Raw genomic sequence first — 24,717 nt, forward strand, 5'->3', positions numbered from 1 at the left:
ATGAAACAGCAGTCGCAACCTTGCACGTCCCCCTCGGACGAGCCATGCATCTGTCCCCATGACACTCACAGGCAACCGATGGCGAGCGACAACATATGCCCGATATTCACGGCTGACAAGTACCTGTCGATCCGACGGCTCGCGGAACGGCCTCGAGGGGTGACTATTCTGGCGCGCATGACACGGCGGTCATGGCTGCGCGCGCAGCACCTCGGCAGCGACGCCGACCGTGCCACGTTCGAGACGCTGCACACCGCCTCGCTCATGGCCGCGGCGTTCCGCGACGGGCTGACGCCCGCGTCCGCGGAGAACTCGGTCCGGCACCTGCGCACCCTGGTCGGCGCGCACGCCGTCGCGCTCACCGACACGACGAACCTGCTCGCCTGGGACGGCGACGCGACCCACCGCGCGGACGCCCAAGCCCTCGCCGTGGCGGGGGCAGCGCACGGGCGCACGGACGTCGTCGGGCACCGGGAGCTCGCGTGCGACGCACCGTGCCCGGTCCGGCACGTCGTGGTCTCCCCGCTCACGGTCGACGACGTCGTCGTCGGGACCCTCCAGGTGTACGCGCCCGACGCGCAGGCCGCCCTGGTGCGCGCGACCACGGAGCTCGCCGACTGGGTCTCGACCCAGCTCGAGCGGGGCGAGCTCGAGCTGTCGCGGTCGCGGCTCGTCGAGGCCGAGCTGCGGGCGCTGCGCGCCCAGATCTCGCCGCACTTCGTGTGCAACGCGCTCACAGCGATCGCGTCGTTCGTGCGCACCGACCCGGACCGCGCCCGCGAGCTGCTCCTCGACTTCGCGGACTTCACGCGCTACTCGCTGCGCCACCTCGGGGACTTCACGACGCTCGAGGAGGAGCTCGCGTCGGTGCAGCGCTACCTGGTGCTCGAGCAGGCCCGGTTCGGGGGCCGGATCGGCGTGGACGTGCGGATCGCGCCCGAGGTGCTGCCCGTGTCCCTGCCGGTCCTGTGCCTGCAGCCGCTCGTGGAGAACGCCGTCCGGCACGGGCTCGCGCCCAAGCCCGCGGGCGGGTCCGTGACCGTCCGCGCCCGCGACCTGGACCGGGAGGCCGTCATCACGGTCGAGGACGACGGCGTCGGCGAGGACCCCGAACGGATCCGCCGCATCCTCGCCGGGGACGCGACCCTGGACTCGCTCGGCCTGCACAACGTCGACGAGCGGCTCCGCTCGGTCTTCGGGGACGAGTACGGGCTCGTCGTCGAGACGGCGCCCGGTGCGGGCACCAAGGTCAGCGTCCGGATCCCGAAGTTCGCGCCCGGCGTCGCCCCGGGGGTCGCCGTATGACCGCCCCGCTGCGCGTGCTCGTCGTCGACGACGAGGCCCCCGCCCGCGACGAGCTCGCCTACCTGCTGAGCCGGGACCCGCGCGTCGGGCCGGTCCTCGCGGCCGGGTCCGTCCCGGACGCGCTGCGCGTCCTGCGGGACGCCGACGTCGACGCCGTGTTCCTCGACGTCGCGATGCCCGGGTTCGACGGGCTCGACCTCGCCGCGACTCTCGCCCGGTTCCGCGACCCGCCCGCGGTCACGTTCGTCACCGCGCACGCCGAGCACGCCGTGACCGCGTTCGACCTGTCCGCCGTCGACTACCTGCTCAAGCCCGTGCGCGAGTCCCGGCTCGGCGAGGCGATCCGGCGGATCCAGGCCGAGCGCAGCGCCGCCCTGAGCAGCCCGCCACCCCGCGCGGAGTCCGCGCCCGACCCGCCCGCCCCGCTCGACGACGCGATCGCCGTCGAGCTCGGTGGCGTCACCCGGCTCGTCGCCCGGTCCCAGGTGCGCTACGTCGAGGCGCACGGCGACTACAGCCGCCTGCACACCGGCGACGGGAGCCACCTGGTCCGGATGACGGTCACCGGGCTCGAGGAACGCTGGGGACCGGCGGGGTTCGTCCGCGTGCACCGCTCGGTGCTCGTCTCCCTCGCGCACGTCGAGGAGGTGCGCGAGTCCGCGGGCCGCGTGTCCGTCGTCGTCGGTGGGCGCGAGCTGCCCGTGAGCCGCCGGCACACGCCGGCGCTGCGCGAGGCCCTGCGCCGGACCCGGCGGCCGACCGCGTGAGCGCCGAGCCGCCCCGCCGCGTCGCCCGGGTGACCGTCACGGCGCCGCCCACCCGTCGGCGACGCCGCACCACCATCACCTCCGAGATCGACGCCCAGACCCAGGTCGGCGAGGTGTACGTGCGCTCGCTCGTGCGCGCGCAGCTCCGGCTCGCGCTCGTCGTGTGCGGGGTGCTGGCGGTCACGGTCGGCCTGCTGCCGGTCGTCTTCGTCGTGGCGCCCGCGCTCGGCGACATCCACCTGCTCGGCGTCACGCTCCAGTGGCTCGTCCTGGGCGCCGGGTGCTACCCCGTCCTGATCGCCCTCGCCGCCTGGTACGTCCGACGCGCGGAGCGCAACGAGCGCGCGTTCGTCCGGCTGCTCGACACGCGCCGGGACCCGGGAGGTCGCCCGTGAGCACGCGCGCGCTCGCGACCGTCGTCGCGGTCGTGCTCGTCGTCGCGCTGACGCTCGGCGCGGGCGCCCTCAGCCTGCGCCGCGCCCGGACCCCGAGCGAGTACTACGTCGCGTCGCGCGCCGTCTCCCCCGCGACCAACGCGGCGGCCGTGAGCGGCGAGTACCTGTCCGCGGCGTCGTTCCTCGGGATCGCGGGGCTCGTCCTGTCGCGCGGGGCGACGAGCCTCTGGTACCCCGTCGGCTGGACCGCCGGGTACCTGCTCCTGCTGCTGTTCGTCGCGGCACCCCTGCGCCGGTCGCGCGCCTACACGCTGCCCGACTTCGCGGAGCTGCGGCTCGGCACGACGGCGGCCCGCGGCGCGGCGAGCACCATGGTGGTCGTCGTGGCGCTCCTCTACCTCGTGCCGCAGTTCCGCGAGGCCGGGCTGACCCTCCGCATCCTCACCGGCGCCCCCACGTGGGTCGGGGCGGTCGTCGTCGCGGCCGTCGTGCTCGTCAACGTGACGGTGGGCGGGATGCGCAGCATCACGCTCGCGCAGGCGCTGCAGTACTGGCTCAAGCTCGCGGCGCTGTGCCTGCCGCTCGCGTTCCTGCTCGTGCACCGGACGGGCGGCGGAGGGGTCGTCCTCGAACGCCTGCGGGACCCGCGCTGGCTCGAGCCCGTGCACGGCGGGCAGGGCCTCTACGTCACGTACTCGCTCGTCGTCGCGCTGTTCCTCGGCACCATGGGGCTCCCCCACGTCGCCGTCCGGTTCTACACGAACCGCGACGGGCGTGCGGCCCGCCGCACGACCGTCGTCGTGCTCGCGCTGCTCAGCGTCTTCTACGTGCTGCCGCCCGTCTACGGGGTGCTGGCGCGCGCCTACCTGCCGGACACCCCGGTCCCGGGCACGGGCGCCGCCGACGCCGCGATCCTCACGCTGCCCGGGCACGTCGTCGGCTCCACCCTCGGGGACGTGCTCGTGGCCGTCCTCGCGGCCGGGGCGTTCGCGGCGTTCCTGTCGACGTCGTCCGGGCTCGTGCTGTCCATCGCGGGCGTCGTCGGGCAGGACGTCATCGGGCGACGCCTCCCGGCCGTCCCCGCGTTCCAGGTCGCCGGCGTGCTCGTCGCCGCGGGCGCGCTCGCGCTCACCCTGCTGACCGGCGGCCTCGCCGTCGCCCAGGCCGTCGAGCTCGCCTTCGCCGTCGCCGCGTCGACGCTGTGCCCGCTGCTGCTGCTCGGCATCTGGTGGCGCGGGCTGACCTCGCCCGGCGCCGTCGCCGGCATGGTGGTCGGCGGGGTGCTGTCGACCGCGGCCGTCCTGACCGTCACCACGGGGGCGGTCCCGCACGGCGGGCTCGGCGTCGTCGTGGCGCAGCCCGCCCTGCTCACCGTGCCCGCCGCGTTCGCGACCATGGTCGTCGTCTCGCGGCTCACCCGCGGCGCCCCGCCCGCGCACGTCGCCCGCATCATGGTCCGCCTCCACACGCCCGAGTCCGTCGCCCTCGACCGCGAAGGCTTCCGCGCGCGCGGCGCCGAGGACTGACGCGCCGTCGTCGGACCCGTCGTTCGTCGCAGCAGATCCGCCGCTCGTCGCACGCCCGACGACGCCCGTCGCAGCGGGCGGACCGCTCACCGATCCGACGGCGAGGGCCGTACCGGACCACCGGCCCGGGTCACTAGCGTCGGTGGCGCCTCGAAGCCGAGGCCCACGCTCAAGGAGGAGTGTCCATGACTGCCGCCGAACCGACGCGCGCATCCCACGTCGCCCCCGCCGCACCCGAGGAAGCCGCCCCGCGCGGCGCCGCCGCGTTCGCCGACCCCGCCCCCCTGGGGCTCGCCGCGTTCGCCCTCACCACGTTCGTCCTGTCGATGACCAACGCCGGGCTGTTCAAGGCCGAGCCCGTCGTCTTCGGCCTCGCCCTCGCCTACGGCGGCATCGCCCAGATGCTCGCCGGCATGTGGGAGTTCGCGAAGGGCAACACGTTCGGCGCGACCGCGTTCACGTCCTACGGGGCCTTCTGGCTCGCGTTCTGGTACCTCACCGGGCACACCGACCTCTCGGGCGTGGACGCCAAGGACGCCGGCCACGGCGTCGGGCTGTTCCTGCTCGCGTGGGCGATCTTCACCGCGTACATGTTCGTCGCGTCGCTGCGCACGAACGGCGCACTGATCGTCGTCTTCGGCCTGCTGACCATCACGTTCCTGCTGCTCGCGCTCGCCGACCTGACCGACACGTCGGGACTCGCGAAGGCGGGCGGCTGGTTCGGCGTCGCGACCGCCCTCGCAGCCTGGTACGCGTCGTTCGCCGGGGTCCTGAGCTTCACGAACAAGCGTCCCGTCCTGCCGACCGGCGCCCGCTGACCCACCTCCGGCCGGCGCCGTGCAGGGGGGACGGCGCCGGCCCCCACCCCGGACGGGAGTGCACCACCGTGACTGACGAGACCCTCTCCAACCTGCTCCACGAGAACCGCCGCTTCGCGCCGCCGCCCGAGCTCGCAGCGCACGCCAACGTGACCGCCGACGCCTACGCCGAGGCAGCCGCCGACCCCGAGGGCTTCTGGGAGCGCGCCGCCGAGCGCCTCACCTGGGAGCGCCGGTGGGACCGCGTCCTCGACTGGGACCAGCCGCCGTTCGCGAAGTGGTTCCTCGGCGGCACCCTCAACGCCGCCTACAACTGCGTCGACCGGCACGTCGAGAACGGCCTCGGCGACCGGGTCGCGCTCCACTGGGTCGGCGAACCCGCGGACGACACCCGCGACCTCACCTACGCGGACCTCAAGGACGAGGTGTCCCGCGCCGCGAACACCCTCCTCGCGCTCGGCGTCGGAGACGGCGACCGGGTCGCGATCTACCTGCCGATGATCCCCGAGGCCGTCGTCGCGATGCTCGCGTGCGCACGTATCGGGGCGATCCACACGGTCGTCTTCGGCGGGTTCTCCGCCGAGGCGCTCGCGAGCCGCATCGAGGACTGCGAGGCCAAGCTCGTCATCACCGCGGACGGCGGCTACCGTCGCGGGGCGCCGTCGTCGCTCAAGCCCGCCGTCGACGACGCCGTCGAGATCGCGGCCCGCGCCGGCCACGAGGTGCCCCACGTCCTGGTGGTGCGCCGCACCGGACAGGACGTGGCCTGGCACGAGCGTGACGTGTGGTGGCACGAGACCGTGGACACGGCGTCCGCCACGCACACGCCCCAGGCGTTCGACGCCGAGCACCCGCTCTTCGTCATGTACACGTCGGGGACCACGGGCAGGCCCAAGGGCATCCTGCACACCACGGGCGGCTACCTGACGCAGGCCTCGTGGACGCACTGGGCGGTCTTCGACCTCAAGGCCGACACGGACGTCTACTGGTGCAGCGCCGACATCGGCTGGATCACCGGGCACTCGTACATCGTCTACGGGCCGCTCGCGAACGGCGTCACGCAGGTCATGTACGAGGGCACCCCCGACTTCCCCGAGCGCGGGCGGTGGTGGCAGATCATCGCCGAGAAGAAGGTCTCCATCTTCTACACCGCGCCCACCGCGATCCGCTCGTTCATGAAGCAGGGCCGCGAGATCCCCGACCGCAGCGACCTGTCCTCGATCCGGCTCCTCGGCTCGGTTGGCGAGCCCATCAACCCCGAGGCGTACGTCTGGTACCGCGACGTCATCGGCGGCGGCAAGGTCCCCGTCGTCGACACCTGGTGGCAGACCGAGACGGGCGCGATCCTCATCAGCCCGCTGCCCGGCGTGACGTCCGGCAAGCCCGGGAGCGCGATGACCGCCCTCCCGGGGATCGGGGCGGACGTCGTCGACGACGCCGGGACGCCCGTCCCGAACGGGTCCGGCGGGTACCTGGTGCTCACCCGGCCGTGGCCGTCCATGCTGCGGACCATCTGGGGCGACGACGAGCGCTACGTCGACACCTACTGGTCGCGCTTCAAGGAGCAGGGCTACTACTTCGCGGGCGACGGCGCGAAGAAGGACGAGGACGGCGACATCTGGCTCCTCGGGCGCGTCGACGACGTCATGAACGTCTCGGGGCACCGGCTCTCGACCACCGAGATCGAGTCCGCGCTCGTGTCGCACCCCAAGGTCGCCGAGGCGGCCGTGGTCGGGGCGAGCGACGAGACGACCGGCCAGGCCGTCGTCGCGTACGTCATCCTCCGCGAGGAGGCCGGCGACGGCGGGCCCGAGGTCGTCCAGGAGCTGTCGGCGCACGTCCGCACGCAGATCGGCCCGATCGCGAAGCCCCGGCAGATCATGATCGTCCCCGAGCTGCCCAAGACCCGGTCCGGCAAGATCATGCGGCGCCTGCTGCGCGACGTCGCCGAGCAGCGGGCCGTCGGCGACGTCACCACGCTCGCCGACTCGGCGATCATGGAGCTCATCGCGGCCGGCAAGGCCCAGTCCACCGAGGACTGAGCACGCACGGGTCGACGGTCGACGACCCAGGCGAAGGTGGGACGACGGCGCAGCGGGTGGGTGCGGGGAGGTGGTGAAGGGCGTCACCTCGCCGCACCCACCCGCGAACGCGACCACGGCACCGTCGGCGACCACGATGCCGCCTCCGTTTGGTCCCACGGCACCCTCGTCGTCAGACTTGGACGCGTGCCCCGGTCCCCGCGCCACGTCGCGACGCCACCGCTCGGCGTCCACGTGACCCCCGACGGCGTCAGCGTCGCGGTCCTCGCCTCCCACGCGACCGCTGTCGACCTGTGCCTGATCGACCCCGCGCGCGACGGGTCGCTGCGCGAGCGCCGCGTCCCCCTCGACGGCCCGAGCTTCGGCGTCTGGCACGCGCACGTCCCCGACGTCGCCCCGGGCCAGCGCTACGGCTTCCGCGTGCACGGCACGTGGGACCCCGCCGCCGGGCTGCGCCACAACCCCGCCAAGCTGCTCGTCGACCCGTATGCGCGCGGCGTCGTCGGAACCGTGGACTGGGACGCCTCGATCGCGGGCTACGTCGCGACGAGCGACGGTCCCGGCGCGCTCGACGGGGACGAGCTCGGACCCGCCGACCCCCGTGACTCGGCTCCGCACGTCCCGCACTCCGTGGTGGTCGACGTCGCGGGGCTGCGTGCCCGCACGCCCGACCCGAGAGCCAACCGCCCGTACGTGCCGTGGCGCGACACCGTCGTCTACGAGGCCCACGTGCGCGGCCTCACCATGCTCCACCCGGACGTGCCCGACGAGCTGCGCGGCACGTACGCGGCGCTCGGCCACCCCGCCGTCGTCGAGCACCTCACCTCGCTCGGCGTGACCGCCGTCGAGCTGCTCCCCGTGCACGCCAAGGCCGACGAGCCGCACCTCGCCGCCCTCGACCTCACGAACTACTGGGGCTACAACACGCTCGGCTTCTTCGCGCCCGAGCCGTCGTACGCGACGCGCGCCGCCCGGGACGCCGGACCGGACGCCGTCCTCGACGAGATCCGCACCGCAGTCCACGCGCTGCACGAGGCCGGCATCGAGGTCCTGCTCGACGTCGTCTACAACCACACGTGCGAGGGCGGCGACGACGGACCGCAGCTGTCCTGGCGCGGCCTCGACAACACGAGCTACTACCTGCACGACGGCAACGTCCCGGCCCGGCTCCTCGACACGACGGGCACCGGGAACACGCTCGACTTCAGGCGGCCGCGCGTCGTGCAGCTCGCGCTGGACTCGCTGCGGTACTGGGCGGACGTCGTCGGGGTGGACGGCTTCCGGTTCGACCTCGCCGTGACGCTGGGCCGGTCGTGGGACGGTTTCGAGCCCGACCACCCGTTCCTCGTCGGTCTGCAGACCGACCCGTCGCTCGCCAACCTCAAGCTCGTCGCGGAACCGTGGGACGTCGGGCCCGGTGGCTGGCGGACCGGACAGTTCCCGGCGCCCCTGGCCGAGTGGAACGACCGCTTCCGCGACGCGGCACGCCAGTTCTGGCTCGCCGACGTCGCCCGGCTGCACCGCGGCGAGCCCGGGCCCGGGCACGACGGCGTCCGCGACCTCGCGACACGGCTCGCCGGGAGCGCGGACCTGTTCGGGCACGGCGACCCCCCGCTCGCCCGGGGCCCCGTCGCGTCCGTGAACTTCGTGACCGCCCACGACGGCTTCACGATGCGCGACCTGGTCACCTACGACGAGAAGCACAACGAGGCCAACGGCGAGGACGGCCGCGACGGCTCCCCCCACAACCGGTCGTGGAACCACGGGTTCGAGGGAGTCGGCGACCCGCGCGACCCCGGGACCGCGCGGATCGCGGCGCTGCGCGCGCGGTCGGTCCGCAACCTGCTCGCGACGCTGCTGCTCTCGGCCGGCACCCCGATGCTCACCGCCGGGGACGAGTTCGGGCGCACCCAGGGCGGCAACAACAACGCCTACTGCCAGGACGGCCCGACGTCGTGGGTCGACTGGGACCTGGCGCCGTGGCAGCGCGAGCTCCTCGAGTCGACGCGCGCCCTGCTCGCGCTGCGGCGCGAGCACCCCGCGCTCACCATGGACGCGTTCTACCGCGGCACGCCGCTGCCGGGCGACGCGCCGTCCCAGCCCGACCTCTCGTGGTACGACGCCGCGGGCGAGCCGTTCACGCACGACGACTGGCACGACCCCGAGACGCGCACGCTCCAGATGCTCCGGCGCACGCCCGTCGTCGGGTCCTCGCACGTGCTCGTCGTGCTCAACGGCGCCCTCTCGCCCATGGAGGTCGCGCTCGCCGGGCGCGGGAACACCGACCGCCGGTGGCGGCGGGCGTGGAGCTCGCGCGAGGGCACGCGGGCCATGGCCGAGCACCCCGAGCGGGAGCCCGGCGAACGCGTGATCCTCGACGGGGTCTCGTTGGTCGTGTACCTGGCCGCGCCGCGCGGCTGACCCTCAGGCGTCCCGGATCCCGAGGGTCGCGAGCCACGCGACGAGCGTCTCGACCATGTCGATCCGCTCGGGCTCGAGCAGCCACTGGACCTGGATCCCGTCGATCAGGGCGATAGCCTGGCGGGCCACGAGATCGACGTCGAAGGGCGGCACCTCCGGGTGCTGAGCCAGGTACGCCCGGAACCCGTGGGCCGCGGACGCGCGGACCTGGTGGTAGCGCTCCACGAAATAGTCGTGCGCCGGATGATCCGCAGACGTGGCCTCGCTCGCCATCTTGACGTAGAGGGAGACCAGCTCGGGCTGGGCGACCTCGCGGCCGAGCAGCCGGCGCACGAACCCGACGACGTCGCCCGTGGAGGCCCGCTCGGTCGCCTGGAGCTCGGCCTCTCGCTCGTCGCGCCGTCGCAGGACCTGGATGAGGAGCTCGTCCTTGCCCCCGTCGAAGTGCTGGAGGACGGCGACGTGCGAGAGACCGACGTGGGCGGCGATGTCGCGGACGGACACCGCGTGGAAACCGCTGCTCGCGAAGAGCTCGAGCGCGCCGTCGACGATGCGCTGCTTGGTGCGCGCCCCCTTGGTGTACCGGGGTCGCCGACGGGTGCTGGCACCCGTGTCGTCGGAAGGGTCCGGCGCGGCCGACGGTGGCGCGGTGCTGGAGGGCATGGTCAAGCGGGCTCCTTCGATCGGCCCGAGCCTAGTGCGTCGAGGGGCTCGCCGGCCCGACCGGGCTCCTGCGCCGCCTGCGCGACCATGGCGTCCACGGCCTCGCGAGTCAGCCCGAAGCCCCAGCCCGTCAGCTTGACGAGCGGGACCTGCGAGACCATCGCGACCAGCTCCGGGGCCTCCCGCGCCGCGTCTGCAGGGACAGCCGCGCGCAACCGTTCCATCAGCCGCGCGCCGACGGGGCGCCGAGCCCACTCCCCGAGCGTCGACATCGCGGTCAGCCGCACGCGGTGCCCGTCACCGGGCGTCGAGAGCGTCCCGACGAGCCGCACGTCGCGGCAGGAGGCCGCCACCTCCACCCGGTACTCGCCCGGGTCGACCCGCCACCGGTGCTCCTGGACGTCCCAGGTCGCCAGGTCACGCGCGGCCACCAGGAGGCGGACCCGCTCCGACTCCCCCGGCGCGAGACGCACCTTGCGGAAGCCTCGGAGCTCGTGGACGGGCCGGTCGGGGGACGTCGTGCCCGGCCCGGTGTCGCGGCCGACGTAGAGCTGCGCCACGTCGCTGCCCGCACGCCGGCCCGTGTTCGTCACGGTGAACTCGACACCCCAGGCGAGCTCGCCGACGTCGTGCAGCTCGAGGTCCGTGTACGCGAACGTCGTGTACGACAGCCCGTGCCCGAACGGGTAGGAGACGTCCCGCCCGACCGTGTCGTAGCCGCGGTAGCCGACGAACACGCCCTCCCCGTAGGCGACGTGGCCGTCCCGACCGGGGAACCCGAGGTACGACGGGGTGTCCTGCAGCGCGTGCGGGACGGTCTCGGTGAGCCGGCCGCCCGGCTCGGCGCCCAGGAGGACGTCGGCGACGGCCGCACCGCCCGCCTGTCCGGCCAGTCCTGCGTCGAGGATGGCGCCGGCGTGCTCGTTCACGGCTCGCAGGTCGACGACGCCTCCGTGGGCCAGGACGACGACGAGCGGTGTCGCGGTCTGCCCGACCGCCTCGAGGAGCGCGAGCTGGCCGGCCGGGAGCGCGAGCGTCGTCCGGTCGAACCCCTCGGACTCGGAGGCGTCGGGCAGCCCGAGGAACAGGATCGTGACGTCCGCCGACCGTGCCGCCGCGACCGCCTCGGCGCGCAGCTCGTCCTCCTCGACGGCGGCGGCCGCCCCCATCTCCGGACCGAGCACGTACCCGGGGTCGAAGGTCGTGCCCACGCCGACGTCGTCGAGCGCGGTGCACAGCGCGCCGAGCGGCGTGTCGGTGCGCGTGGGCACGACACGGGACGAGCCGCCCCCTTGGAAGCGCGGCGTGCGGGCGAGCTCGCCCACGACGGCCACCGTGCGGGTCCGGTCCGGGTCGACGGGCAGCGTGCCGTCGTTGCGCAGGAGGACGACGGAGTCCCGCGCCGCCTCGCGGGCGAGCGCGTGGTGGGCGTCGACGGTGGCGTCGTCGAGCCCGGGGGCGACGGCTGACGTCGTCGCGGGCGCAGGGTGGGGGCCGGTCCGCTCGGCGAGACGCGCGAGCCGGTCGGCCACCTGGTCGAGCACCTGCGCGTCGAGCCGACCGTCCTGCACGGCGGCAGCGACCTCGGCGTCTGTCCCACTGGGGGGCATCTCGAGGTCCAACCCGGCCTGCAGCGACGCGACCCGGTCCGCGACGGCCCCCCAGTCGGACATCACGACACCGTCGAATCCCCACTCCTCGCGCAGGACCGTCTGCAGCAGCCACGCGTGCTCGCTGGCGTAGGTGCCGTTCACCTTGTTGTAGGCCGTCATGAGCGCCCAGGGCCGCGCCTCGCGCACCACGTGCTCGAACGCGGGAAGGTAGAGCTCACGCAGGGTCCGCTCGTCGACGTCGGCGCTGGCGCGCCACCGGTCGGTCTCCTGGTTGTTGACGGCGAAGTGCTTGGGCGTGGCCGCGACCCCGCGGGACTGCAGCCCGCGGACCAGGGCGGCGCCGAACCGGCCCGTCAGGTGGGGGTCCTCCGAGACGTACTCGAAGTTGCGGCCACCGAGCGGCGACCGCTTGATGTTGAGCCCCGGCCCGAGGACGACGTGGACCCCCATCGCCCGGGCCTCCTCGCCCAGCGCTGCTCCGACGCGTTCGACGAGCGAGGGGTCCCACGAGGCCCCGAGCGTGCACGCGGGCGGGAAGCACGTCGCGGGGACGGAGCCACCGATCCCGAGCGCGTCGCCGCCTTCCGGCTGTCGACGTAGCCCGTGCGGACCGTCGCTCAGCGTGAGCCGGGGGATCTGCCGTTCCTCGTCGCCACCGCCCGGTCCGGCGAGGGCCGTCGTGTGCCAGGTGTCGCTTCCGGACGTCAGGGCGGCGCGCCGGGCGAGATCGACGGGGGTGTCCGTCATTGGTCCTCCTCGAGGGTCTGGACCATCGAATCTACCACCTGGTAAGTTCTGCGCTACGCTCAGCGCCGAGCCCCGACGCACGGGCCCGTACCCACACACGACGGAGTGCACAGATGAAGACAACCCGGATCCTCGCCGCGGTCGTCGCTGCCGGGGTGGCAGCAACCTTGGCGGCATGCTCCGGTTCCGGCGGCGGCGCCGCCGGGACAGCCGCGCAGCACAGCGACACGCTCGCGATCGGCACCATGACGGCAGCCGCGAGCCTCGACCCCACGCAGGCCACCGGCAGCGGGATGCCCTACTACCAGGCCGTCTACGACACGCTGATCCTGCGCAAGGCCGACGGCACCTACGCGCCGATGCTCGCGACCGAGTGGTCGTACGACGACACCCGCACCGCGCTCAGCCTCACGCTCCGCCAGGGCGTCACGTTCACCGACGGGTCCGCGTTCGACGGCGCGGCCGTCAAGAAGAACCTCATCGCGTTCCGCGACGGCGGCGGTGGCTCGGCAACAGAGCTCTCGGCGCTCAAGTCCGTCAAGGTCGTCGACGCCCACCACGTCGTCCTCGAGCTCAAGCAGCCCGACCCCGGGCTGCTCTTCTCGCTCTCCGACGCCGCCGGTCTCGTCGCCAGCCCCACCAAGATCGGGAGCAAGGACCTCGCCACCCAGCCCGACGGCACCGGGCCCTACACCCTCGACACCGCCTCGACCGCCATCGGGTCCAAGTACGTCTTCACCCGCAAGGCCGACTACTGGGGCGACAAGGCCGCCTACAAGACCGTCACCATCTCCTCGTTCGACAACGAGAACGCGATCGTCAACGGCCTCAAGACCGGCCAGCTCAACACCGCCATCCTGCAGACCGTCGACCAGCAGACCGCAGCCGAGTCCGACACCAAGCTGACGTCGCAGAAGTTCGAGTTCGACTTCCAGGGCCTCATCCTCTTCGACCGCGCCGGCGCCCTGAACAAGGCGCTCGGCGACGTCAAGGTCCGCCAGGCCATCAACTACGCGATCGACCGGGACGCGCTCCTCACCGGGCTGCGCCAGGGCCGTGGGACCGTCACCAGCCAGATCTGGGGCCCCGACACCCCCGGCTACGAGAAGTCGCTCGACGACGCCTACCCCTACGACCCCGCCAAGGCGAAGCAGCTGCTCGCGGAGGCCGGATACGCGGACGGGTTCACGCTCACCCTCCCGGCGCTCGCGGGCATCACCACCGACGCCATGACGAGCGCCCTCAGCACCCAGCTGAAGAAGGTCGGGATCACCCTCAAGTGGGACAGCCTCGACGGGTCGACCGCACTGCAGAAGATCTTCCGCGACCGCGCGTACGCCGGGATGGTGATGAACCTCGGCCAGGCCACCGACGCCTGGACCGTCGTCCAGGCGGCGATCCTGCCCGGCACGTTCAACATGTTCGGCTACACCGACCCGACGGTCACCAAGCTCGCCGCGAAGATCGCCGCCGAGCCGGCCGACCAGGCCGGGGCCGACGCGAAGGCCCTCAACGAGCACGTCGTCGACCAGGCCTGGTTCGCGCCCTTCTACCGCATGACCTACACCCTCGTGACGGACCAGACCGTCAAGGCCACGACGCAGTCCGGCATGGCCGTCCCCTCCCTCTACGACTACACGCCGGCGAGCTGAGACTCGCCGGTCGGCGGGGCGGCGCGACGCGCCGCCCCGCCGTCGGAGCCCCTCATGACGACCTTCGTCCTCCGGCGCCTCGCCGCCGGCATCTTCCTCCTCCTCGTGATCTCCTTCCTGACGTTCGCCCTGCTGTCCGTGCCGCACACGGACGTCGGGCGCGCCCTCCTCGGCCAGAACGCCTCCCAGGCGGCCGTCGACGCCCGCAACGCCTCGCTCGGCCTGGACCGTCCGATGCTCGCTCAGTACGCGGACTGGCTCTCGCACGCCGTGCGCGGCGACCTGGGTCGGTCCTGGTTCACCGGGGAGGACGTCTGGAGCGCCCTCGCGACCCGGCTCCCCGTGACCCTCAGCATCGTCGTCGGGGTCACCCTCGTCACCGCCGTGCTCTCGCTCCTGCTCGGTGTCTGGGCCGCGGTCCGCGGCGGCGTCGTCGACCGGCTCGTCCAGGTCCTGTCCGTCATCGGCTACGCGCTGCCGGGCTTCCTCGTCACGCTCGTCCTCGTCCTGGTCTTCGCGGTCCAGCTCCGCTGGTTCCCCGCGATCGGATACATCCCCTTCACCCAGTCGCCGAGCGGGTGGCTGTCCACCGTCACCCTGCCCATCGCCGCACTCTCCGTCGGGGCGGTCGCCGGCGTCGCGCAGCAGGTCCGGGGATCCGTGGCCGACGTGCTCGAGCGTGACTTCGTCCGCACCCTGCGCGCCCGGGGCCTCCCGCCAGGACGGATCCTGTTCCGCCACGTCGTGCGCAACGCGTCCGCGCCCGCGCTCACGGTCCTCGGCCTGCAGTTCGTGGGCCTGCTCGGCGGCGCCGTCCTCGTCGAGCAGATCTTCGGGCTCCCCGGCATCGGCTCGATGACCGTCCAGTACACGACGCGCGGGGACATCCCCGTGATCATGGGCCTCGTCATGGTCTCGGTGGTCGGCGTCGTCGTGGTCAACCTCGTCGTCGACGTGCTCGTCGGCGTCCCCAACCCGAAGGCGAGGGTCGCATGAGCGAGACCCTGCAGAACGAGTCGCTCGCGACCGACCCGGACACGAACCGGCTCGAGCGCGCTCCCCGGCGGAGCACCTGGTCGGCCTACCTGCACTCGCCGCTGGGTGTCGCCGGTGGCGCCGTGCTCGTGCTCGTCGTCCTCGCCGCACTGCTCGCGCCCGTCCTCGCGCCGCAGGACCCGTCGACCGCGGACCTCGCCCTGGCCTTCCACGGGCCGACCACCGGGCACCCGCTGGGCCTCGACTCCGCCGGGCGCGACGTCCTGTCGCGGCTCCTGTACGGCGCGCGCACGACGCTCGGGGGTGCCGGGCTCGCGGTAGCCGTCGCCCTCGTGCTCGGCGTGCCGACCGGGCTCGTCGCGGGCTATCGCGGGCGCCGGTTCGACGGCGTGGCGAGCTGGCTCGTGAACCTCGTGATGTCGCTGCCCGCCATGATCGTGCTCCTCGCGTCGCGCGCCATCCTCGGCCCGACCGTCTGGGTCCTCATGCTCGTCATGGGCGTGCTCGTCGCGCCGAGCTTCTACCGGCTGACGCGCGGCGTGGTCGCAGACGTGCGGGGGGAGCTCTACGTCGACGCCGCGCGGGTCAGCGGCCTCTCCGACGCCCGCATCATCGGGCGACACGTGCTCGTCGTCGTGCGCGCCCCGATCATCATCCAGGCCGCGCTCGTCGGCGGCATCGCGATCGGCCTCCAGGCGGGCCTCGAGTTCCTCGGCATCGGCAGCGGCGACACCCCGACCTGGGGAGCGATGCTCAACGAGGCCTTCCAGAACATCCAGCGCTCCCCCGGCCTCATCGTCTGGCCGGGCCTGGCCCTCGGCCTCACCAGCGCGAGCCTCGTCCTCGTCGCGAGCGCGCTGCGCGACGCGCTCGAAGGTGCCGGCGGCGCGCGGCGCGCGCGACGGCGCCCGGCCCCCCGGACGAGCACCACCCCCGTCCCCGTTCCCGCACCCGTCCCCAGCAGCGCCGGCTCGGACGTGCCACGCGGCGGCCTGCTCTCCGTCCGCGGCCTGGCCGTGGCGTACGGCACCGACGACGACGCGCGCGAGGTCGTGCACGACGTCGACCTCGACGTCGGACCAGGCGAGATCGTCGGGCTCGTCGGGGAGTCGGGCTCGGGCAAGTCCCAGACCGCCTTCTCGGTCCTGGGCATCCTGCCGCGCGGAGGGCACGTCGTGCGCGGCTCGGTGACCGTCGAGGGGCAGGAGGTCCTCGAGCTCGACGAGAGAGCGCGCCGCACGCTGCGCGGCCGCGTCGTCGCCTACGTGCCCCAGGAGCCCATGAGCAACCTCGACCCCACGTTCACGATCGGCAGCCAGCTCGCCGAGCCGCTGCGGTGCACGCTCGGCCTCTCACGCCGGGCCGCCCACGCCCGCGTCGTCGAGCTGCTCCGCCAGGTCGAGATCAAGGACCCCGAGCGGGTTGCCCGGCTCTACCCGCACGAGATCTCCGGCGGGATGGCCCAGCGGGTGCTCATCGCCGGCGCGATGTCGGGCGACCCCCGGCTGCTCGTGGCCGACGAACCGACGACGGCCCTCGACGTCACGGTGCAGGCCGAGGTGCTCGCGCTCCTGCGCAGGCTGAGGGACGAGCGCGGTCTCGGGGTCCTGCTCGTCACGCACAACCTCGGTGTCGTCGCCGACCTGTGCGACCGCGTCGCCGTCATGCAGGACGGTCGCATCGTGGAGAACGGGACGACGGCGCAGGTGCTGCGCCGGCCCGAGCACCCCTACACACGGCGTCTCGTGGGTGCCGTGCTCGACGACGCCCCGTGCCGCGAACCCTGGGAGCCTCCGTCGAGCGCCCCCGACCGTACGGAGGCCACCGCATGAGCACCGCATCCAACGCACCAGGCACGCCGCTCCTGGAGGTCCACGACCTCCACGTCACGTTCCCCGGCAAGGGCTGGCGCGCCGCCGGCAGGGAGGTCCTGCACGGGGTCGACCTCGATGTCCGGCCCGGCGAGACGCTCGGGCTCGTGGGCGAGTCCGGCTCGGGCAAGACGACCATCGGACGGGCGGTCCTCGGCCTCGCGCCCATCGCCTCGGGGCGAGTGCTGCTCGCCGGCGAGGACATCACCGACACCGGCCGACGACGACGCCGAGCCCTCGCACGCGACCTGCAGGTCGTGTTCCAGGACCCCTACACGTCGCTCAACCCCTCGTTGCTCGTCGGGGACACGCTCGCCGAGCCCTTGCTCGGGCAAGGGGTGACGCCTCGGGACGCTCGTGCCCGCGTCGCCGGGCTCCTCGACCGTGTCGGCCTCCCGAGGGACGCCGCCACACGCCTCCCACGCGAGTTCTCCGGCGGCCAGCGCCAGCGTGTCGCGATCGCGCGCGCGCTCGCAGTCGGCCCTCGCCTCGTCGTGTGCGACGAGCCCGTCTCTGCGCTCGACCTCACGACCCAGGAGACGGTCCTCGAGCTCCTGCTCGAGATCCAGCGCGACTCCGGCGTCAGCTACCTGTTCATCTCCCACGACCTCGCGGTCGTCCGGTACCTCAGCCACCGTGTCGCTGTCATCCACGACGGCCGGATCGTCGAGAACGGGCCCACCCGCGACGTCGTCGAGCACGCCCGCGACCCGTACACCCGTCGGCTCCTGCTCTCCGCGCCCGTGGCCGATCCGGACGAGCAGCGAATCCGTCGCGAGCGCCTCGCGGCGGTCCGTGGCGCGAGCGGGGACGTCGCCGCATGAACCACCCGAGTCTCGTCCCGTGGCCCCGCCACGTCGCGCTCAGCGGCCACGTGCCCGTCCCCGAAGGCCTGCGCGTCCGCCTCGACCCGGCGGCCGGCCTGACGACCGCCGTCTCGCGGTGGTTCGCGGCCGAGCTCCGGCTCGTCGGCGTCGTCACCGGCACGGGTGCGCTCCCGGTGACCGTCGTCATCGAGCCGAGGGCGGTCGCGCACCTGCCCGAGCCCGACGGCGTCGAACCGGGCCCACGGCCCGCAGACGAGCGCTACGTGCTGACGATCGGCACGGGCGACGACGCGAGACCGACGGTCGAGCTCGTCGCCGCAGCGCCCGAAGGAGTGGTGCGCGGCCTCGCGACCCTCGTCCAGCTCGCCGCCGACACCCCGGGGACCCTCCCGGTCGGACATGTCGAGGACGGCCCGCGGTTCCGTTGGCGCGGCCTGTCGCTCGACGTCGTCCGACATCGGTTCGGCGCCGACGAGATCCGCGCCGTCGTCGACCTGCTGGCTCGCTACCGGATGCGCGTCCTGCACCTCCACCTGACCGACAGCCAGGCCTGGCGCCTCGGGTCGCGGCGCCGTCGCGCCCTCGGCTCGGGGGACGACCCCTTGTCGCCCGACGCCCTCGCCGGCCTGGTGCGGTACGCCGCCGACCGCGGGATCGTCGTCCTGCCCGAAGCGGACCTGCCCGGGCACGCCGCCGCCGCGCTCGCCGCCTACCCGGATCTCGGTGGACCGGCACCCCACCCGTTGCTCGGTCACCTCGACCTCGCGCGGCCGGACACCCCCGCCTTCGTCGCCGACGTCGTACGCGACCTGGCCGAGGCGTCCCCCTCGAGCTTCGTCCACGTCGGAGGCGACGAGCCCTTCGGGATGCGCGCCGACGACTACGACGCCTTCGCCGCCCACCTCGTCGACGCGGTGCACGCCACCGGCCGCCGGGCCGTCGTGTGGCAGGAGGCCGTGCGCGGCGGCGCGCTCACCCCGGACGACGTCCTGCAGTACTGGATCGGGGCGGAGAACCGGCTGGACACGGCAGCGATCAAGCGGCAGGTCCCGGAGTCGATGCACCCGTTCGTCGACCGCGCGGCCGAGCTCTTCGCGATCGCACCCCAGGACGTCCCGGCCGCCGTGCGGGCTGACGTGCCGATCCTCGTCTCGAGCAACGACACGCTGTACCTCGACCGCCCGTACGCGGAACCGGCCGAGGAGCCCGAGGCCGAGGCGAGACGAGCCCGCGTCGGCATGCCCGGCTATCCGTCGAAGACGCTCAGCCAGATGTACGACGTCGACCCGGCCGCGCTGCCGGAGCTCGACGGCGCCCGTCTCGCCGGCATCGAGGCCGCCGTCTGGTGCGAGAGCGTCGAGTCGTTCGACGACCTGGCGTTCCTGCTCCTGCCCCGGCTCGCCGGCGTCGCGGAGCACGCCTGGGGCGTCGGGACCACCTGGACCGAACATCACGAGCGCCTCGCCCGTCACCGCCCGCGCTGGCGCGCGGCGGGGTGGGGCGCCGCCTACTGGCCCGCCCGTGCGGCGGGCCGCGACCGAGGAGACGACCGATGACCTTTCCCCCCGGGTTCCTCTGGGGCACGTCGACCGCAGCCCACCAGATCGAGGGCAACAACGTCGCGAGCGACCTGTGGCTGCTGGAGAACCAGCCGGCGTCGCCTCTCCCGGAACGCAGCGGCGACGCCTGCGACAGCTACCACCGGTGGCGCGAGGACCTCGACCTCGTGGCGGCCGCAGGCCTGGACACCTACCGGTTCAGCATCGAGTGGGCGCGCATCGAGCCGGTTCCGGGCCAGGTGTCGCGCGCCGAGCTCGAGCACTACCGGCGGATGGTCGAGGGCTGCCTGGACCGTGGACTGACACCTGTCGTCACCCTCCACCACTTCACGTCTCCCGCGTGGTTCCGGGCCGCCGGCGGATGGGCGGAACCCGACGCACCGGGACTGTTCCGGCGCTACGTCCGGGCCGTCCTCCCCGTGCTCGACGGCGTCACGTGGATCTGCACGATCAACGAGCCCAACATGGTCGCGCTCATGCACGCCGTCCTGCGGGACGGCGTGCACCCGGGCACGAGCGGAGCCGACGCGCGGACCCTGCCGCCCCCCGACCAGGCGACGGCCGACGGTCTGCTGCACGCCCACGCGGAGGCGCGGGGGGAGCTCGCTGCGCTCAGCGGCGCACGCACCGGTTGGAGTGTCGCGAACCAGGACTTCCAGCCGCAGCAGAGCGACGACCCCGAGGTCGCGGAACGCGTGGCGCAGACCCTCGCGGACTGGGCGTGGCCGAGGGAGGAGCAGTACCTCGTCGCGTCGAAGGACGACGACTTCGTGGGTGTGCAGTCGTACACCCGCACCGTCGTCGGCCCCGAGGGCCCGGTACCACCGGCCCCGGACGCACCCCGTACGCTCACCGGCTGGGAGGTCTACCCGGAGGCGCTGGGGCACGCGGTCCGGCACACCGCCTCCGTCGTGGGGGACGTGCCCATCCTCATCACCGAGAACGGCATCGCCACCGACGACGACGAGGCGAGGATCGCCTACACGCGCGACGCGCTCGCCGGGGTCGAGGCGGCGCTCGCCGACGGCGTGGACGTGCGCGGCTACCTGCACTGGTCGCTCCTCGACAACTACGAGTGGGGCAGCTGGCGGCCGCGGTTCGGCCTCGTCGAGGTCGACCGCGAGTCGTTCGTCCGCACACCCAAGCCCAGCCTCGCCTGGCTGGGCGAGCGCGCGCGCACGGCCCGGGGCGCGAGCGCGACGGTCGCATGACGTCGGCGGTCCGGCACACGGTCCAGGTGCGGCAAGGAGACCTGGCCCCGTTCGTCGTCGGCGCGGTCTCGCTCGAGCCAGGACCGCGGGGCGGCCTCGTCCCGTACCGGCTGGCGCCGTGGGCACGCGCCCAGCACGACGACCCGCTCCTGCACTGGTGCGAGCAGGCCGCTGCGGGCGTCGAGGTGCGTGTGCGCACGGCCGCCACCGAGCTGGCCGTCACGTTCGCGGTCCTCGTCCCTGGGCCGGCGGGAGCGGCGGCCCCGAGCCCCGTCGTGGTCGTCGAGGACGGCGGGGCCCGCCAGGAGCTTCGGGTGGAGCGGGCCGACCTGCTGCCGCTGGGACCGGACCGCACCGTCGGCGCAGTCGTGCCCGGCGAGCCGTTCCACCTGGTCGTGCGTGCCGTACGGCCCGCCGCGGAGCGCGACGTCGTGGTGCGGCTGCCGCACGGCGCTCGCGTCGAGGTCCTGGCGATCGACGCCGACGCGCCGGTCGCGCCCGTCGGCCGTCGTCCCGGCGCGCTGCGCTGGACGCACCACGGCAGCTCCATCAGCCACGGTCTCGACCTCCGCGTGCCCGACCGACCGTGGCCGGCCCAGGTCGCACGGGCCGAGGGCTGGGAGCTGACCGACCTGGCGTTCGCCGGCAACGCACAGCTCGACGGCTTCACCGCACGGACGGTGCGGGACGTCCCGGCAGACCTCGTCACGCTCGCGCTGGGCATCAACCTCGTGAACGCGGACTCGATGCGGCAGCGCGCGATGCTGCCCGCCGTCCATGCGTTCCTCGACACGGTGCGCGAGGCCCTCCCCACGACCCCCGTGGTGCTCCTCCAGGCGGTCGCCTGCCCCCTCCACGAGGACACACCGGGGCCGGTCGTGACCGGAGCCGACGGCCGGATGAGAGCGGCCCGCCGCATGGTCGAGCCCGACGAGGGCGCGTTGACGCTCCGACGCACGCGTGAGGTGCTCGCGGCCGTGCACGCCGTGCGCTGCGACCCCTACCTCTTCCTGCTGGACGGACGGGACGTCTTCGGAGCCGACGACACCCATCATCTGTACGACGCGCTGCACCCCGACGCCGACGGTCACGACCTGATCGCGACGCGCTTCCCGGCGGTGCTCCGCCGTGTCCTGCGGGAAGGCCCGGTGACGGCGCGACCGACGACGCCCCGGTTCGACGACCCTCTCGCCACGTGGGTGAACGCCTGATCCGAGCGGGTACGCTCCGCGGCATGAACGACACCGAGGTCGACGTCATCGTCGTCGGGGCGGGGCTCTCCGGGCTCGTCACGGCCGGAGAGCTCACGGCTGCCGGGAAGCGGGTGATCCTGCTCGACCAGGAGCCTCGCGCGAGCCTGGGCGGCCAGGCGTTCTGGTCGTTCGGCGGGCTGTTCCTCGTCGACTCGCCCGAGCAGCGGCGCCTCGGCGTGCACGACAGCGCGGACCTCGCGTTCTCCGACTGGCTGGGCTCGGCGCAGTTCGAGCCCGGCGCCGAGCGCGGCGAGGGCCCCGACCGGCTCGGCTACGCGTGGGCGCGCGGGTTCGTCGACTTCGCCGCCGGCGGGATGCGGTCCTGGCTGCACGGCAAGGGCGTGCGCTGGTTCCCCCTCGTCCAGTGGGCCGAGCGCGGCGGGTACCTCGCCGACGGGCACGGCAACTCCGTGCCCCGGTTCCACGTCACCTGGGGCACCGGGCCGGGGATCGTCGAGCCGTTCGTCGCCACCGCCCTCGACGCCGCCCGCGGCGGCCTCCTCGACGTGCGCTTCCGGCACCGCGTCACCGACCTCGTGATGACCGACGGTCGCGTCACCGGCGTGCGCGCCGAGGTCCTCGCCGCCGACGACGCCGAGCGAGGCGCCCCGTCGTCGCGGGACGTCGTCGGGGAGGTCGAGCTGGCGGCGGGCGCCGTGGTCATCGCCTCGGGAGGGATCGGCGCCAACCACGACCTGGTCCGCGCACGCTGGCCCCGCGAGGCCGGGACCCTGCCGCCGCGGATGCTCCAGGGCGTGCCCGACTCGACCGACGGCCTCCTGCTCGAGGTCGCCCGGGACTCCGGCGCCGCGATGGTCCACGAGGACCGCATGTGGCACTACCCCGAGGGCATCGCCAACCACTCCCCGGTCTGGACCCAGCACGGCATCCGGATCCTGCCCGGACCGTCCTCGCTGTGGCTCGACGCCGACGGGCGCCGCTTCCCCCAGCCGCTCTACCCCGGCTTCGACGCGCTCGGCTCGCTCCAGCACGTCACCCGGCAGGGCGACACGCACTCGTGGTTCGTGCTCAACCGCAGGATCATGGAGACCGAGTTCGCCCTCTCCGGGAGCGAGCAGAACCCCGACCTCACCGGCAAGGACGTCAGACTGCTCACCAGGCGGGTGCTGCCGGGCGCCGTCGGGCCGGTCGCCGCGTTCGCCGAGAAGTCGCCCGAGTTCGTGTTCGCCGCGACCCCCGCCGACCTCGCCGCCGGGATGAACGCGCTCGTCGGCGAGCGCCGCATCGACGCCGGCGAGCTCGCCCGCACCATCGCCCTGCGCGACGCCCAGGTGACCAGCGGGCTCGGCAAGGACCACCAGGTCGTCGCGACCGCGATGGCCCGGCGCTTCACGGTCGACCGGCTGATCCGCGTCGCGCCGCCGCGGCCCCTCACGGAGCCCAAGGACGGGCCGCTGCTCGCCGTGCGGCTGTCCGTGCTCACCCGCAAGACGCTCGGCGGGCTCCACACCGATGCCGTCGGTCGGGTGCTGCGGCCCGACGGCGAGGTGCTCGACGGGCTGTGGGCCGTCGGCGAGGCCTCGGGATTCGGGGGTGGCGGCGTCCACGGGCACCGCGCGCTCGAGGGCACGTTCCTCGGGGGCTGCCTGTTCACCGGCCGGACCGTGGGCCGCGCGCTCGCTCGCTGACGCCAGGCCGCTCCCCGCCGAGTACGAGGTTTTCCGCCGAGTACGAGGCTCCCACGCTCGTACTCGGCGGAAAGCCTCGTACTCGGTGATCACGGGGGCGAGGGCCGACCACAGGCGGTCGCCTCGTCCCCAGGCACGACGTCGCCACGTCCCGACCGGTCGACGTCCGGCACGCTCGCCGACATGACGACGAACCTCACGGCCGCGCCGACACCAACCGCTCCACCAGGCCCGCCCCGCAGACCACGACGCCGGCCGGTCGTCCCGGAGGTCCTGCGTACCGACGACGTGCCCGCCGCAGAACTCCGGGCAGGGCTCAGGAACGGCACGCTCGTCCGGGTCGCTCCCGGAGTGGTCGGCCTCGCGCCGCCGCCCGAGCCACGCTGGCGGCACTCCGAGGGGCTCCAGCTGCTCGGGGTCCGCGCCACGAGCAGGAGACTGACGACGCCGTTCTGGTTCAGCCACGAGACGGCCGCTCTGCTCTGGGGCTGCCGGGTGTGGCAGCCCGGGGCCGAGGTCCACGTCACGCAGCTCTCCAAGCCGCCGCACGACACGATCCCGCAGGTGCACCGCCACGCCGACGCGCTCGCTCACGTCGACCGCTCCGCCGTCGACGGTCTCCCGGTGACATCCCTCGTCCGTACCGCGCTCGACTGCGCGTGCAGCATGACGCCCGAACGCGCGCTCGCCGTCGTCGACTCGGCGCTGTTCGCCGGTGCCGACCGCGCTTCGCTCGTCGCCCGAGCGGACGAGGCCGCCGGACGCCGAGGCATCAGGCTCGCCCGACGTGTCATCGCGCTCGCCGATCCACGCTCGGACTCCGTCGGCGAGTCGCGAACACGCTGGCAGCTGGCCGCCGCGGGTCTCCCGATCCCGGAGCTCGCCATCCCGGTCGAGACGTTCCTCGGCACGCGGTGGGTCGACCTCGGCTGGCCGGAGCTCAGGATCGGAATCGAGTTCGACGGGGCGGTCAAGTACAGCGGCGGGGAGTACGGGGACCCGCGGCGCCGTCTGTTCGAGGAGAAGCGCCGGCACGATGCGCTCATCGAAGCCGGGTGGATCGTCGTCCACGTCACGTGGGACGACCTCGCACATCCGGAGCGCCTCATCGGCCGGGTGCGGGCCGCGCTGGCAGCCGGGCGCCGTCGTCGGCGAACCTGACGCCGAGTACGAGGATTCCCGCCGAGTACGAGCACCGGACCCTCGTACTCGACGGAAATCCGCGTACTCGGAGGCAGGGACGGGCGCGCAGCGGGGCGCCGTCGTCGGGTCGGCAGTGGCGGGCCGCGCGGGCGAAGGTGCGGCTCGGGGGGAGCGCTCGCGCCGACGGCGGTAGGTTCGAACCGTGACCACGCCCCGCCGCGCCACGCCCCGGCCGTCAGCCGCCGCGCCCCGCGACACC

18 protein-coding genes are annotated in these 24,717 nt (G+C 73.8%); 16 read left to right on the top strand and 2 right to left on the bottom strand.

Annotation, left to right across the window (positions count from 1 at the left end; translation table 11 throughout):
• The first annotated feature begins 177 nt into the window (after window positions 1–177).
• The 7 genes from KDY119_RS12170 (at window position 178) to glgX (ending at window position 9,274) form a co-directional block, all read left to right on the top strand.
• Complete coding sequence (locus KDY119_RS12170) at window positions 178–1,305, top strand: sensor histidine kinase (RefSeq protein WP_036946438.1); 1,128 nt, start codon at window positions 178–180, stop codon at window positions 1,303–1,305.
• Window positions 1,302–2,072 carry a LytR/AlgR family response regulator transcription factor gene (locus KDY119_RS12175; RefSeq protein ID WP_153022366.1) on the top strand — a complete coding sequence of 257 codons (771 nt, stop codon included), beginning with the start codon at window positions 1,302–1,304 and terminating at the stop codon, window positions 2,070–2,072. Before KDY119_RS12170 ends, KDY119_RS12175 begins: the two co-directional genes overlap by 4 nt.
• Entirely contained in the window at window positions 2,069–2,467 is a 399-nt protein-coding gene (locus tag KDY119_RS12180; protein ID WP_153022367.1) for a DUF485 domain-containing protein, read from the top strand. Before KDY119_RS12175 ends, KDY119_RS12180 begins: the two co-directional genes overlap by 4 nt.
• On the top strand, window positions 2,464–3,993 hold the full coding sequence (locus KDY119_RS12185; protein ID WP_153022368.1) for a sodium/solute symporter: 1,530 nt from the start codon (window positions 2,464–2,466) through the stop codon (window positions 3,991–3,993). The genes KDY119_RS12180 and KDY119_RS12185 overlap by 4 nt, the downstream gene beginning before the upstream one ends.
• Window positions 3,994–4,178: 185 nt before the next feature.
• Window positions 4,179–4,811 carry an acetate uptake transporter gene (locus KDY119_RS12190; protein WP_036946447.1) on the top strand — a complete coding sequence of 211 codons (633 nt, stop codon included), beginning with the start codon at window positions 4,179–4,181 and terminating at the stop codon, window positions 4,809–4,811.
• Window positions 4,812–4,879: 68 nt separating this feature from the next.
• A complete protein-coding gene (gene acs, locus KDY119_RS12195) occupies window positions 4,880–6,853 on the top strand; it encodes an acetate--CoA ligase (RefSeq protein ID WP_036946450.1) in 1,974 nt (657 codons plus the stop codon).
• Between the two features lie 186 nt (window positions 6,854–7,039).
• Window positions 7,040–9,274, top strand: coding sequence for a glycogen debranching protein GlgX (glgX, locus tag KDY119_RS12200; protein ID WP_036946453.1), 2,235 nt, complete (start codon window positions 7,040–7,042; stop codon window positions 9,272–9,274).
• Between the two features lie 3 nt (window positions 9,275–9,277).
• On the opposite strand, the gene KDY119_RS12205 is transcribed toward glgX, so the two are convergent.
• Both KDY119_RS12205 and KDY119_RS12210 read right to left on the bottom strand, forming a co-directional pair.
• Window positions 9,278–9,937 carry a TetR/AcrR family transcriptional regulator gene (locus KDY119_RS12205; RefSeq protein ID WP_051136154.1) on the bottom strand — a complete coding sequence of 220 codons (660 nt, stop codon included), beginning with the start codon at window positions 9,935–9,937 and terminating at the stop codon, window positions 9,278–9,280.
• Window positions 9,938–9,939: 2 nt separating this feature from the next.
• The gene (locus tag KDY119_RS12210; protein ID WP_051136155.1) at window positions 9,940–12,297 is read right to left on the bottom strand and encodes a glycoside hydrolase family 3 C-terminal domain-containing protein; all 2,358 of its coding nucleotides are present in this window, start codon (window positions 12,295–12,297) and stop codon (window positions 9,940–9,942) included.
• A 113-nt stretch (window positions 12,298–12,410) separates the two neighbouring features.
• Between KDY119_RS12210 and KDY119_RS12215 the strand changes: the two genes are divergently transcribed.
• The 9 genes from KDY119_RS12215 to KDY119_RS12255 all read left to right on the top strand — a co-directional run bounded on the left by KDY119_RS12215 (window position 12,411) and on the right by KDY119_RS12255 (window position 24,476).
• Window positions 12,411–13,949, top strand: coding sequence for an ABC transporter substrate-binding protein (locus KDY119_RS12215; RefSeq protein ID WP_036946456.1), 1,539 nt, complete (start codon window positions 12,411–12,413; stop codon window positions 13,947–13,949).
• 54 nt (window positions 13,950–14,003) lie between these two features.
• Window positions 14,004–14,945, top strand: a complete 942-nt coding sequence (locus tag KDY119_RS12220; protein ID WP_036946458.1) for an ABC transporter permease — start codon at window positions 14,004–14,006, stop codon at window positions 14,943–14,945.
• Window positions 14,942–16,777: a dipeptide/oligopeptide/nickel ABC transporter permease/ATP-binding protein gene (locus KDY119_RS12225; protein ID WP_153022369.1), complete on the top strand. Its 1,836-nt coding sequence runs from the start codon at window positions 14,942–14,944 to the stop codon at window positions 16,775–16,777. Before KDY119_RS12220 ends, KDY119_RS12225 begins: the two co-directional genes overlap by 4 nt.
• A complete protein-coding gene (locus tag KDY119_RS12230; protein ID WP_036946467.1) occupies window positions 16,774–17,640 on the top strand; it encodes an ATP-binding cassette domain-containing protein in 867 nt (288 codons plus the stop codon). The genes KDY119_RS12225 and KDY119_RS12230 overlap by 4 nt, the downstream gene beginning before the upstream one ends.
• A complete protein-coding gene (locus KDY119_RS12235; RefSeq protein ID WP_051136156.1) occupies window positions 17,637–19,199 on the top strand; it encodes a family 20 glycosylhydrolase in 1,563 nt (520 codons plus the stop codon). The genes KDY119_RS12230 and KDY119_RS12235 overlap by 4 nt, the downstream gene beginning before the upstream one ends.
• Complete coding sequence (locus KDY119_RS12240) at window positions 19,196–20,413, top strand: glycoside hydrolase family 1 protein (RefSeq protein WP_153022370.1); 1,218 nt, start codon at window positions 19,196–19,198, stop codon at window positions 20,411–20,413. The genes KDY119_RS12235 and KDY119_RS12240 overlap by 4 nt, the downstream gene beginning before the upstream one ends.
• A complete protein-coding gene (locus tag KDY119_RS12245; protein ID WP_051136157.1) occupies window positions 20,410–21,624 on the top strand; it encodes a GDSL-type esterase/lipase family protein in 1,215 nt (404 codons plus the stop codon). The genes KDY119_RS12240 and KDY119_RS12245 overlap by 4 nt, the downstream gene beginning before the upstream one ends.
• A 23-nt stretch (window positions 21,625–21,647) precedes the next feature.
• Entirely contained in the window at window positions 21,648–23,315 is a 1,668-nt protein-coding gene (locus KDY119_RS12250) for an FAD-binding dehydrogenase (RefSeq protein WP_153022371.1), read from the top strand.
• Window positions 23,316–23,498: 183 nt separating this feature from the next.
• A complete protein-coding gene (locus KDY119_RS12255) occupies window positions 23,499–24,476 on the top strand; it encodes a hypothetical protein (RefSeq protein WP_148283978.1) in 978 nt (325 codons plus the stop codon).
• The last annotated feature ends 241 nt before the right edge of the window (window positions 24,477–24,717 follow it).

The sequence above is a fragment of the Luteimicrobium xylanilyticum genome, assembly GCF_009429125.1.
Lineage (GTDB): Bacteria > Actinomycetota > Actinomycetes > Actinomycetales > Cellulomonadaceae > Luteimicrobium > Luteimicrobium xylanilyticum.

Bases quoted from the DNA above. Each gene is read 5' to 3' on its own strand.
- KDY119_RS12175 (WP_153022366.1), top strand. From the start codon at position 1,302: ATGACCGCCCCGCTGCGCGTGCTCGTCGTCGACGACGAGGCCCCCGCC.
- KDY119_RS12250 (WP_153022371.1), top strand. From the start codon at position 21,648: ATGAACGACACCGAGGTCGACGTCATCGTCGTCGGGGCGGGGCTCTCC.
- KDY119_RS12220 (WP_036946458.1), top strand. From the start codon at position 14,004: ATGACGACCTTCGTCCTCCGGCGCCTCGCCGCCGGCATCTTCCTCCTC.
- KDY119_RS12210 (WP_051136155.1), bottom strand. From the start codon at position 12,297: ATGACGGACACCCCCGTCGATCTCGCCCGGCGCGCCGCCCTGACGTCC.
- KDY119_RS12255 (WP_148283978.1), top strand. From the start codon at position 23,499: ATGACGACGAACCTCACGGCCGCGCCGACACCAACCGCTCCACCAGGC.
- KDY119_RS12170 (WP_036946438.1), top strand. From the start codon at position 178: ATGACACGGCGGTCATGGCTGCGCGCGCAGCACCTCGGCAGCGACGCC.
- KDY119_RS12225 (WP_153022369.1), top strand. From the start codon at position 14,942: ATGAGCGAGACCCTGCAGAACGAGTCGCTCGCGACCGACCCGGACACG.
- KDY119_RS12235 (WP_051136156.1), top strand. From the start codon at position 17,637: ATGAACCACCCGAGTCTCGTCCCGTGGCCCCGCCACGTCGCGCTCAGC.
- KDY119_RS12240 (WP_153022370.1), top strand. From the start codon at position 19,196: ATGACCTTTCCCCCCGGGTTCCTCTGGGGCACGTCGACCGCAGCCCAC.
- KDY119_RS12230 (WP_036946467.1), top strand. From the start codon at position 16,774: ATGAGCACCGCATCCAACGCACCAGGCACGCCGCTCCTGGAGGTCCAC.
- KDY119_RS12215 (WP_036946456.1), top strand. From the start codon at position 12,411: ATGAAGACAACCCGGATCCTCGCCGCGGTCGTCGCTGCCGGGGTGGCA.
- KDY119_RS12205 (WP_051136154.1), bottom strand. From the start codon at position 9,937: ATGCCCTCCAGCACCGCGCCACCGTCGGCCGCGCCGGACCCTTCCGAC.
- KDY119_RS12245 (WP_051136157.1), top strand. From the start codon at position 20,410: ATGACGTCGGCGGTCCGGCACACGGTCCAGGTGCGGCAAGGAGACCTG.
- KDY119_RS12190 (WP_036946447.1), top strand. From the start codon at position 4,179: ATGACTGCCGCCGAACCGACGCGCGCATCCCACGTCGCCCCCGCCGCA.